Annotated in this window: 6 protein-coding genes; 5 read left to right on the forward strand and 1 reads right to left on the reverse strand. The window is 70.4% G+C overall.

Features of this window, described 5'->3' with window-relative positions; all coding sequences use genetic code 11:
- Positions 1 to 575: 575 nt before the first annotated feature.
- The gene (locus ACTOQ1_RS25625; protein ID WP_440070570.1) at positions 576 to 1,436 is read right to left on the reverse strand and encodes a 3-methyladenine DNA glycosylase; all 861 of its coding nucleotides are present in this window, start codon (positions 1,434 to 1,436) and stop codon (positions 576 to 578) included.
- Positions 1,437 to 2,017: 581 nt separating this feature from the next.
- On the opposite strand from ACTOQ1_RS25625, the gene ACTOQ1_RS25630 reads away from it, so the two are divergent.
- The 5 genes from ACTOQ1_RS25630 (at position 2,018) to ACTOQ1_RS25650 (ending at position 11,624) form a co-directional block, all read left to right on the forward strand.
- Complete coding sequence (locus ACTOQ1_RS25630) at positions 2,018 to 3,637, forward strand: pectate lyase family protein (protein WP_440070571.1); 1,620 nt, start codon at positions 2,018 to 2,020, stop codon at positions 3,635 to 3,637.
- A 423-nt stretch (positions 3,638 to 4,060) separates the two neighbouring features.
- Positions 4,061 to 5,515 (forward strand): TIGR02710 family CRISPR-associated CARF protein, encoded by a 1,455-nt coding sequence (locus ACTOQ1_RS25635; RefSeq protein ID WP_440070572.1) that lies wholly within the window; start codon positions 4,061 to 4,063, stop codon positions 5,513 to 5,515.
- Positions 5,516 to 5,522: 7 nt separating this feature from the next.
- A complete protein-coding gene (locus ACTOQ1_RS25640) occupies positions 5,523 to 8,831 on the forward strand; it encodes a DEAD/DEAH box helicase (RefSeq protein ID WP_440070574.1) in 3,309 nt (1,102 codons plus the stop codon).
- Complete coding sequence (locus ACTOQ1_RS25645; protein ID WP_440070575.1) at positions 8,828 to 10,108, forward strand: hypothetical protein; 1,281 nt, start codon at positions 8,828 to 8,830, stop codon at positions 10,106 to 10,108. Before ACTOQ1_RS25640 ends, ACTOQ1_RS25645 begins: the two co-directional genes overlap by 4 nt.
- The gene (locus tag ACTOQ1_RS25650; RefSeq protein WP_440070576.1) at positions 10,101 to 11,624 is read left to right on the forward strand and encodes a phospholipase D-like domain-containing protein; all 1,524 of its coding nucleotides are present in this window, start codon (positions 10,101 to 10,103) and stop codon (positions 11,622 to 11,624) included. The genes ACTOQ1_RS25645 and ACTOQ1_RS25650 overlap by 8 nt, the downstream gene beginning before the upstream one ends.
- Positions 11,625 to 11,638 lie beyond the last annotated feature (14 nt).

Raw genomic sequence — 11,638 nt, forward strand, 5'->3', positions numbered from 1 at the left:
AGCACGAGGGTGCCGAGGGCGCCGGCGACCAGAGCCCGGCGAAGACCGCCGAGGGGTCGCCGGGTGCCGGGCGGGGGTATGGCGTTTGTGCCCATGCCTGAGCCTCCATAACTGCGTCACGGGAAAGCGGAAACGCGGGGGACGGCCCCGCGAACTCGACGCCGCGCCCATTGCCGGGGAGGCACACCACCGGGGCGTCGCAGACGACGGCCCTGCTGCGTACCACCGGCCCGGCCGTAGGAGGACGCCTTGGGGACTCAGTGTGGAAACCTCCCCGAAATACGTCAAGGCGGCCCAGAAACTTTCGGATTCCCTCCTGAGGCATGCGGACTCGGTATATGTTCCAACCTTTGTCCCTGCCTCCTGAAACCTTGCGGGATCATCGCGCCGGGGAGAGTCATGGCCGATGTAAGTTTCAGCACCGTGCCCGCAACGGTCAGGGGGTGGGGATCCCCGATGGCACCGGATGGGCCGTGCTCGGCCGAACGCGCTCTCGGCGCCCCGGGCGCCGGAGCCCTGACGGCGCCTGCGGCCTCACAGCGGGTCGGAAGAGGCGGATCCGGACAGGCGGCGGGTCAGGAACGGCGGGTGCCGGCGAGCAGCCGTTCGCAGGAGTCGAGCAGGCGCTGCCGCAGCGGCCTCGCCCGCTCGGCGAACCCCCGCTGCTCGGCGGCGTACTCGGCCCGTCCCTCGGGCGTCTCGATCCGGATCGCCCGTTGACCGAGCGAGCTCAGGTCGTACGGGCTGGCTCGCATGTCCACGGCGCGGATGTCGCGGGCCAGCGTGAAGCAGTCGGCGACCAGCTCACCGCTCACCAGCGGCGACAGCTTGTACGCCCACTTGTACAGGTCCATGTTGGCGTGCAGGCAACCCGGCTGCTCCAGCTCCGGCTGCCGCTCGCGCGTCGGCTGCAGCACGTTGAGCGGGCGCGCCTCGGGGGTGAAGAAGCGGAACGCGTCGAAATGGCCGCACCGCACCCCCCGCTGCTCCACCACCTCCGCGATCTCCTCCCCGCTGAGCCGCAGCGGCCAGGCCTCGTGCCGCACCTCCTCGGCCTTGTAGACCATCGCCCACTCGTGCAGGCCGAAGCAGCCGAAATATCCCGGCCGTGCCGCGGTGGCGGCCAGCAGCCGCATGATCCACTCGATGGAGGACCCGCGTCTGTCCATCAGCGCCGCGGTGTCGAGCGTGGCCCCCTCCGGAGTGTCGAGGTAGTCGCGGCCGAAGTCGCGCGCCCCCCTCAAGATCACCCCGGCTCCCGGATGCCACTTCCGCAGCCGCGCCGGCCGGTGCCCGTAGTAGGTGAACAGGAAGTCCTCGATGGGATGGGCCTCGCCCCGCGCCCTGCGCGCCAGGTGCGGCTCCGCCCACACCTCGACCCGGCGCCGGTGGGCCTCCGCCCGCGCTCGCCACTCCTCCGGTTCCAGAACCTCCACCGCTGAATGGTACGCGCGGGCCGGCGGTACCCTGCGGGCGGCCCGCACGCCCAACCCGGCACGGACGCGCGGGGGTGGTCGTCACCCGACGCGGACGCGCGGGGCGACCGCCTCCCGGCGCGGACTCGGGAAAATCCTCGCGCGTTCGCGGGAGGATTTTCGCATCGCCTCCGGATCGGCCTCGACGGGTTCCCAGCTGGGAGAACGGCGTTCCGGCCGGGCGGAGGACCGGGGCCTCGGGGTCTCCGGACGAACTGGGCGCTTGACTGCACCTTTCTCCGGGCGTAAAAGTGCGAAAAGAGTTGGATAGCGCTTTCCCACCCTTCGTCCCAGAGCGTCGTGACGGGTCTGCTCGGCGTACTCCGCCGCAGGTCAGCAATGCCCAAGGCCCTCAGCCAGGGGGTTTTTGGGCGGGCTCGCACGCCGCCCGACGGACATCGCTCGCCGGGGCCCCGGCGACGCCGGCGCGTGACCGCGGAACGCGGCACGCTCGCGTCGCCGGTTCGGTCCCGGCGCGAGGCCATGGCCGACCGGGCCGGGAGCACGGCCGGTCGGCACTGACGGAACTTGGAGGTTCCACGGTGCGAAGAAGGAAAGGGCTCGGCGGTTCGCCGCTCATCGCGCTCGCGACGTCCCTCGCTCTCGCGGTGATCGGGGCGCTGGTGCTCGTGGCGATGCCCAGCGCGTTCGCCGCCTCGTTGTTCGCCGACGACTTCGAGGACGGCAATTCCAACGGCTGGTCGAAGTCCGGGGGAAGCTGGTCGGTGGTGGCCGACGGCTCCCAGGTGTACCGGCAGTCCGGGACAGGCGCGGACGCCAGGACGGTGGTCGGCACCGGCTGGTCGGGCCAGGCGGTGCAGGCACGGGTGAAGCCGATCGCGTTCAACGGCGGCGGGCGCTACGTCGCGGTGCTGGCCAGGGCGCAGAGCTCCGGCAACTACTACTACCTGGGGTTGAGCAACTCGGGCTCGGTCGTCCTGGGCAAGCGGACCGGCGGCGCCCCGGCGACCCTCGACTCGGCCGCGGCGACGGTGACCCCGGGCACCTGGTACACCCTCAGGCTCGAGGCGTTCGGCACGACGCTGCGCGGCTTCGTGAACAACGTGGAGGTCGTCTCGGCGACGGACTCCACCTTCTCCTCCGGCAAGGTGGGCCTCGCCGGTTACTACGCGAGCGCCTCGTTCGACGACGTGCAGGTGACCGACAGCGGCGGGCCGAGCGAGCCGCCGGTCACGCCCACGGTGACGCCCACCGTGTCGCCGCCCCCGGGCTCCTGCCCCACCTCCGGGACGCCCGCCGGGTTCGCCTCGGTGAACGCCTGGGGCCGTAACGGGACCACCGGCGGCGCGGGCGGGCCGACCGTCGAGGTCGACACCGCGAGCGAGCTGATCTCCGCGATCGGCCAGAGCGGGCCGCTGAACATCTGCGTACGCGGGATGATCACTGTTCCGGCCGGGATGCACAACGTCACCTCCGACAAGTCGATCGTGGGCATCGGCTCCACCGGCGGCATCAGCGGCGGCGGCCTCAACATCGGCCTCCCCCTCGACAACTCGGTCACCTCGCCGCCGGCGAACGCCGTGAACAACGTCATCATCCGCAACCTGTCGTTCCGGAACGCCAACGACGACTCGATCAACGTGCAGATGTTCTCCCACCACGTCTGGATCGACCACAACGACCTGGCCGACGGGTACGACGGGCTCATCGACATCAAGCGTGGTTCGTCGTACATCACCGTGTCGTGGAACCACACGCACGACCACACCAAGAACATGCTGCTCGGCCACGACGACGGCAACAGCGCGCAGGACGTCGGCCGGTTGAAGGTCACCTACCACCACAACTGGTTCGACCGGACCCCGCAGCGCAACCCGCGGGTGCGGTTCGGCGAGCCGGTGCACGTGTTCAACAACTACTACGTCTACAACACCGACGCCGGGGTGGTCTGCCAGCTGAACGCCGGTTGCCTGGTCGAGGGCAACTACTTCGAGAGGGTCGAGGTCCCGGTGACGAACACCTACTCCGGCACCGCCGGCAGGTGCGTCGCGCGGAACAACGTGCTCGACGCCTCAGATCCGCCCGAGTGCGGCGGCAGCGTGCAGGAGGCGAGCTCGTACTACGGCTACACCCTGGACGACCCGAACTCCGTGAAGGCGATCGTCAGCGCGGGGGCCGGGGTCGGCAAGATCGGCACCTGACCTCCCGGGACACTCCGGGGCACCCCGGAATTCCGCGAAGTCCCATTGAGTCCCTTTAAGTCCCTTGAACCGGGTCCCGGCGGGCGGCTCATTCCCGCGCCCGCCGGGACCCGGTCCCGTCCCGTGCGGCGCGCCGGAAATCTTCGAGGAAAACGCGATGACATAGCGCCTAATACACCGATTGTCCATTCATGTCGACGCATGGATGGATGATCGTTTCAACGTTCCAGGAAAGAGGTTCGGCGGCGTTTCCCCAGGCAGAACGATGGTCCAGAGAAAAAGGACATTTCATGACATAGGCACATCACGCCAGCACGACAGGAAATTCCCACCTGCGATAGATCATTATGAACACTACCGTAGGCCGCATATAAGTTGTTAAGATCCCGCGGGTCTGCCCGTTGACCGCGTGGGAGCCGTCACATGGTTTCTTTCGACAACAGGACCGCCCGGCTCCAACGGATCGACCAGGGCCAGGAGAGTTACGGCGAGGGCGATCCGAAGTCCCAGGCGGTCCGTTTCTACCTGGACCATCTGCTCGACGACGTGGTCGAGCGGATCACGAAGGAGGGCGGCCGAGCTCCCCGCGAACCCGTCGAGCTTCTGATCAGCCTCTCGGGCTTCTCCCCGCTCACCACGATCATCACCCACAAGGTGATCAAGCCCCGCAGGCTCCTGGTCGTCTCCTCCGAGACCGCTCAGGACAGCATCGACGTGATCGCCGAGTGTCTGGTGGGCCCCGGAGGGCTACGGCAACGGGACTTCGCCCACCGCCCGTGCGTTCCCACCGATCCGCTGGGCATCTACCGGATCGTCAAGGAGGAGCTGGACAGGTTGCGCCCGGCCGACGGTTCCCGGCCGTACGCGATCATCGATATCACCGGCGGCCGGAAGGTCATGAGCGCGGCGGCGGCGCTGGCCGCCTGGCAGCTGGGCCTGGATCTGTGTTACATCGACAGCGAGTACGACCCCGTGCGGCACCGCCCCATCCCCGGCTCCGACCGCCTGCTCCTGCTCGACAACCCGACCGCTCTCTTCGGGGAGCAGGAGATGGCCGGAGCGCTGCAGGCCTTCGCCAGCGGCGCCTTCGAGAGCGCTCGGCAGCGGTACGACGAGTTGTGCGAGAGCCTGGCCGCACCGGGCCGGGCACGTTTCATGCGGGCCTTGTCGGACCTCTACCGGGCCTGGTGCGACCTGGATCTCGATCGCCTCCCCGCGTGCGTGGAGACGGTCGCCGCGGCGCTCGGCCACGAGTCGTACCAGATCAGCGCGGAGACCGCCGACCGGCTCGAACGCCAGATCGGCTTCCTGCGGCGACTGGCCGCGGGAGACGGGGACAGCCTCGTGATCAGCTACTTCGTCCTCGGCGAGCACTACCGGGAACTCGGCCGCCACGACTTCGCCGCGCTCCTGTCCTACCGGACCATCGAGGGTTGCCTGGCGGGCCGGCTGGAATCGCTGGCGCCCGGCTTCACCTGTGACCGGCCCGACTACTCCCTCCTCACCGATGACGTGCCGGGCCTGCGGGAGCGGTACGGGCACATCCAGCGCTCGCTGGGCCGGACGGGCGCGACGAACACGCTGCCTCCCGTCATCGGGCTGATGAGCGCGGCGGTCCTGCTCACGGCGCTGGAGGACGCGCTGCCCGCCAGAGCGGGCATCCGCGAGACCTCGGCACTGTCGCATCTCAACACGCTGGTCACCGCGCGCAACAAGTCGATCCTGGCCCACGGCGACCGCCCGGTGAGCCCCAAGGACAGCCAGACGCTCGGAAACAAGGCCCGGATCGTCCTGCGCGCCGCCTGGGAGCTGCGCGGAGCCGCCGAGGACGTCACGCGACTCTGCGACGACCTGCGGTTCGTCCGCACCGACCGGTAGGGGCGGCATGCTCGGCGCGACGCTGCTCGTGGGGATCCCGCTGCTGTGGCTCATCGAGTACACGCGCGAGGTTCTCGCCACCCTGGACGCACCCGAGGGGGCGATCCGGCTCCCCCTCACCCACCGGGCGGGCCTGCCGGAGAAGCTGGCGAGGATCGGCACGAACCTCGGCGCCGTCGAGGCGGATCTGCGGGCGGGCTTCGTGAGCGACAGGCGGACCGGTCGCGACGAGGACTACTTCTGCCTGAGCGGACCCCGGTACGACGTCTTCGTCAGCAGCCAACCCGAGTCGGACAGCGGTGAGCCGCTGGCGGTCGTGACCTCGGTGAAGCCGCGTACGAGGCCACCCCGCTCGGAGTTCACGGTCAGTGGCGCGGTGACCTTCCACTCGCCCTACGAGCGGCGTATCTGCGACATGGAGGCCGTCCACCGGGAGGTGCGGGAACGGATCCGCGCCGCCCGCCGCGCCCGCGACCTCGCCGCGAGGGGCCTTGGCTCACCGGACGAACAGGTCATGGAGAACGCCCGGCTCCATTCGGGCGTGCGCCGGTACTACTCCGCCCTGCTCATGATGATCGACCTGCTCGCGCTCCGGATCGAGCGGGAGGAGAAGGTCAGCGTCCGCGGTGTCCTTCTCGACCCGTCACCGCTGTTCCCGCCCGACGCTTTCCCGATCCGCCTGCACGGCCCGGCCGACGGGTTCGGCGTCGGCACCTCGGTCACGGTGGAGGCCGACGGGAGGAAGGCCGGGGTACGTGTCCAGTCGGCCGACGAGGGCGTGCTCCACCTGACGCAGACGGACCGTCTCGTCCTCCAGCCGGGAACGCCGGTGACCGTCACGAGTACCGCGCGCTTCGGCCTGACACGGCACTCCTACGCGCTCAACCGGTTCCTGCGGGAAGAGGTGGTCGGCGACTGGGACGTACTGGCGCGGATGCTCAGCGCCCCCGCGTCACTCCCCGCGCTGCCCACGCTTCCCCCGCCCAGGGGCTTCTTCGACACCGAGCTCAACACCGAGCAGCGCGCGGCCGTCACGGGGGCGGTGGGCAGCCCTCACGCGTTCTTCATCCAGGGGCCGCCGGGGACCGGCAAGACCACGGTGATCACGGAGGTCGTCCGGCAGCTGGTGGCCCGGGGGGAGCGCGTGCTGCTGCTCGCCCCGATGCACGTCGCCGTCGACGAGGTGCTGCGGCGCCTCAGTGACGTCGACGGCGTGTTCCCGCTGCGCGCGGGATGGGACGACTCCCGGGTACGGCCGGAGCTCCGGCGGTTCATGAAGACGGAGATCGTGGGAGAGATCGCACGCAGGGCGCGGCGGCCGGAGGATTCCGGGGCCTCCGGATGGCGTGCCGAGGCGAGTCGCCTCGCGGACGAGCGCACCCGCATCGAGACCTACGTCCAGGCCCGGCGAGCGGAGGCCGGAGCCGCCGCCCGGCGCGACGAGGCGTTTCACCGGCGCCACCACCGCCGTGCGGAGCACCGCACGGCCATGGAGGAGGCCGCGCGCCGGCTCTCCCTCGCCGTCGCCGCCGACCGGGCCGCCGCCGCGCGGCTGACCCACGCCGGGCACGACGAGCGTCTGGCGCGCGAGGCGCTCGACCGGCTCGAAAGCGGGGCGACGATCGGGTCGCGGACGCTGGCGTGGTTCGGGGCCGGCGAGCTGGGCCGGTCGCGCCGGACCCACCGGGCGGTGCGCGGCGATCTGGAGGCGGCCCGTCGCGAGCGGGAGCGCACCGCCGCGGCGTGCGCCGAGGGACGACGGTACATCGACTCCCCCCAGGCCCGGGACGCGGATCTGGAGATCCGCGACGGCCGGGCGTGCGAGGAGACGGCACGGCTGGCCGAGGAGGCCCGGCACGCCCGGCTCCAGGCACTGAACCGGCTCGAGGACCCCGGCATCGCGGACGCCGGCGACGCCGAACTGGCCACCCGGGCCAGGCGGAACCAGGAACGGGAATGGCGCCTGGAGCGATACGCCCACCTCGAACAGCGCTGGTTCCAGCTCACCGGTCTGGACCGGACGGCCGGGCAGCACGAGCAGCGGGGCCTCATGACGAAGCTGGGCGAGCAGCTGGCCGCTTCGGCCAATCTCGTCTGCTGCACGACGGTGGGGTTCGGCGGCGACGAGGGCCTGCGCGACGAGGAGTTCGACACCCTCATCGTCGACGAGGCCAGCCGGGTCGTCGACAGCGAGTTCCTCATCGGGGCCAAACAGTCCCGCCGCTGGGTCCTGGTCGGGGACGAGAAGCAACTACCTCCGTATGTCGAGGCCAAGGACGAGCACTTCCTGCACGCGCTGAGCGCGCTCAACATGGCGGACCGGGGCGCCGTTCCCGACGTCCACGCAGCGGTCGCCACCCTGGGAGGGCTGTGGAAGGAGGACGAGGAGCTGCACCGGTTTCGCGCCGATTCGGTCCTGAAGATCGCCGAGCGTCTCCGCCTGCAAGGGCACTGGCCCCGGACGTACGAGAAGGAGTTCGCCAAGGGGCACCGCAGGCTTCGGGCCCAGGGTGCCGACGCCGACCGGGAACTGCTCGGCGCCATGCGCACCCATCTCGTGCGCAGCCTGTTCGAGCGGTGCGTCGTCGAGGGCCCGCCGTCCATGCGTCAGGAGTTGATCGAGCAACGCAGGATGATCGACCCCATCGCCGCCCTTGTCAGGGATCCCGTGTACGGGGGGCGTTACGTCAGCCCGCCGGCGGAGACGCTCGCGGCCTCGGGTGTGACACCGCTCGTCGCCGGTCAGACGTTCCATCGGCCGCTGATCTTCCTGGACACGTCCGACCATCCCCGGGCCGGTGAGGAGCTCGTGGGCACGGGATTCGTCAACCCTCTCGAAGCCGACCTCGTCACCTCGGCCTGCCGCACCTGGGAGGGGGAGCTGCTGGCCCGCGGGGAGAAGGCGGTGACCGTCAGCGTGCTGACCTTCTACCGTGCCCAGGCCCGCGCGATCAGGGAACGGCTGGAGGCGCCCGGGCAACCGGCCTTCCGGGTCCTGCGGTTCGAGGTGATCGACGCGATCGACAGGATCCAGGGGCAGCAGAGCGATCTGGTCATCGTCAGCTTCTGCCGCACCCGGCGCGGCCCGTCCCGCGAGCGGCCGGGCTTCGCCCTGTGGCTGCAGGACGTCCGCAGGCTCAACGTCGCGTGCAGCCGGGCACGTCGCTCGGTCATGCTGGTCGGCCACCTCAACACCCTCACCGGCCTGCGGGGGGTGCCGGAGGCGGAGCGCTTCTACGCGAACATGGCCGCCCAGTTCTCCCCCGGCAACCCCTCCTCCCTGCTGCTCAAGCATCTTGAGGTGACGTCCCCGTGAAGCTCCGGCGCATCACGCCGCCCTTACTCGAAGGCGACGCCGTCGCCGTCATCTCCGAGTCGTTGCTGCCGATGCTGTACTGGCGTAGCGTGCCGGTGCTCCGCAGGCGGTCCCGCGAGCTGACGTCACTGGAGCGCTTCGTCCTGGAGATGGGGCTGGCACTCGGCACGATCGAGCCCGCCGACTTCTCCGCGGTGACGTCGCTGCCGCCCAGCGTGCTCGCGGGAGCGGCGTGGCGGCTGGTCGCCGACGGAGTGCTGACGCCCGACGGCGCCGGTTACCGCGTTGATCCCGGGCGCTCGGTGGAGGCTCTGACGCAGCAGGCCGTTCACCGGCTGGTGCGTTCCACCGCCGACTTCGTCCTGTTGCCACGCACGGGTGACCTGTTCGTCGTCGCCTCCGAACAGAACAGCTGGTTGCGCGAGCTCGAGCGCAAGCAGCTCGCCGCGGATCAACGAGCACCCGTCCCCTCCGAACTCAGGGCGTACGGCAGAGCCGCCTACCTCGGCATGCGCGTCCGCGAGGGCACGGCGGGCACACGCGGTTCGGGCATCGCCGACGTGCCGATCCCCGACCACGGTGACATCCCACTGGTGGAGGACCTGAAAGGCGGGCCTGGTCAGCCGGTCCTGCCCGGTTTGTGCCCCGCCTATCGCTGCCGCGCCGTGATCCGGACGGCCCCCGACGCCGGCCACGTCGCGGACGTCACCCTGACCGGGTCCCGCAGGCGTTCCGGGAAGGACGGCGAGCAGGTCGAGGTGACCGCCCGGCTGGACGGGGCCGACGGCCTGCTCGGCCGGTGGCTGGAACTCGCCGGCCACCTCGACGACCCGGTCGCGCAACAAGCCGCCTGGCGCGAGCTGGGCCTGGTAACCGAACGGGGCGAGCCACCGCTCTCCAGGATGCGAAAGCGCGGTCCGAGCGCGTGGGAGCTGCTTCTGGAGGGCGAGACCGCCCGGATGATCTGTGACCGGGGCCGGATGCCGGCCGAGCCCGCGGGACTCGCCGTCCAGGGGGAGGAGGCGGTGGCCGAGGTCTCCTGCTCGTTCTTCCCCGCCGACGACGAGGCCCGCCTGCTGTTCGCCCGGGACGACGTCGTCACGTCGGTGATGTCGGCGCGCGACCCGGCCGGAGAGCTGGAGCGGGCCTGCGCGGAGGCCGGGCGCCGTTACGGGACCACGCTGACCGAGGAATCGGTACGCGAGCGGATATGGGCACTGGGCCATTACGCACTCACCTACGAGCTGCGCCGACGCAGGGACTTCGCCTATGACTGACCGGATCGATCTCGGCGGGCTCACCTTCGACGAAGGTTTCTTCCTCCTGCGCGACGCCGGGCGGACCCACGGACCGTACTCGCCGGGCGAGGACGCCCCCGGCGGCTACCGGCATGTCTTCACCTACGCGGGATCTCGCAGGACCATCAAGGAAGCGGCTCTGGAACTGATCGGCCGAGCGCGCGACAAAGTGTTCGTGGCCAGTTACCTGCTCGGCGAGACCGACCTGCTGGAGGCCCTGTACGCCGCGGCGCGACGCCTGCGGGGCGGTGTCTATGTGATCTCCGAGCTCAGCGGGCAGAGCCTGCGGCGCCGGCTGGCCGAACTGGAGGACGAGCAGGATCCCGACGACGCGGCCCGCATCCAGCGCAAGCATTTCGCCGAGTTGACCCGGCGCGGCATCGCCGTGCGAGGACGTCCCGACTGCCACGCCAAGTTCGTCGTCGTGGACGACCGGTTCGCGCTGATCTCCAGTGCCAATCTCGACACGAACGGGCTCAACAGGATCGGGGAGAACGGCGTCGTCGTCGACGAACCGGCCGAGGTCGACCGGATCGCCCGGTTCTTCGTCCGGCTGTGGCACTCCTGTTCCTACGAGATGCCGCCGGGGTCCGCGACCTACTCCGTGCAACGGCGCGAGCCGGAACCGAGCTCCTGCCGGGTCCCGCTTCCCGAGAAGCCTCCGGGACCGGGCGTCATCTGGACCCATGACGACGAACGTTTCATCCTGGACCACCTGCACGATGTGATCGACCAGGCGCGCAACAGCATTCTCCTGGCCACCTTCTCCCTGAACGGACTCGTCGACCGGCCGGAACTGCTCCTCGGCCCCCTCGAACGCGCGATGAGGAGGCGACCGCTACAGGTCGACCTGCTGTGCCGGGGACGTAACAACATGGCCGCCCATCGGGCCGACGCCACGGCACTGGCCGATCTGGGGGTGCGCGTTCACGCCGACTCCCTCAACCACGCCAAGGGCGTCATCGCCGACGGCGGCAGGGGAGCGCTGTTCTCGGCGAACTTCGACGCCGCGCACGGCCTGCTCGACGGTGTCGAGACCGGGGTGAGGCTGGACGGCCGGACCGCGCTGGACGAGGCCGTCCGCTACTTCACCCACGCGATGGCCGAGGCGGATCTCTCCTTCGCCCGGCGACCGACTCAGAAGGAGATGAACAGCCGGTTGGCCGCCGGCTGGCGGAAGCCGTGGCCCTTCGGGACGACGCTCAGGATCGACTGCGCGGAGAGCGCGTGGCGAGAATTCTCCGCAGACGTCAAGAGACCACCGGTTCTCTACACCCGGGAGCGGGGAGGACGCCTGCTCCTGCACGCGGGAGAGGCGGTGTGGGAACTCTCGGAACCGAGGGACCGGGGGACCTGGAGACTGACTCCCCTGCAGGGAGGGTCTTCGCCCGGCGCCGGCGCCCTCCTCGGGAACTGGCTGTCCAGGCCACGTACCCGAGGCACCGGTGACCCCGAGGCCCGGGGGATCTGCCCGGCCGTTCTGGAACGCCGGTGAGAGGCGTCGCTCCT

This window comes from Streptosporangium sp. OZ121 (assembly GCF_051918885.1).
In the GTDB taxonomy this organism is placed as follows: domain Bacteria; phylum Actinomycetota; class Actinomycetes; order Streptosporangiales; family Streptosporangiaceae; genus Streptosporangium.

Coding starts and splice junctions, on each gene's coding strand:
- ACTOQ1_RS25635 (WP_440070572.1), top strand. CDS start 4,061: ATGGTTTCTTTCGACAACAGGACCGCCCGGCTCCAACGGATCGACCAG.
- ACTOQ1_RS25640 (WP_440070574.1), top strand. CDS start 5,523: ATGCTCGGCGCGACGCTGCTCGTGGGGATCCCGCTGCTGTGGCTCATC.
- ACTOQ1_RS25650 (WP_440070576.1), top strand. CDS start 10,101: ATGACTGACCGGATCGATCTCGGCGGGCTCACCTTCGACGAAGGTTTC.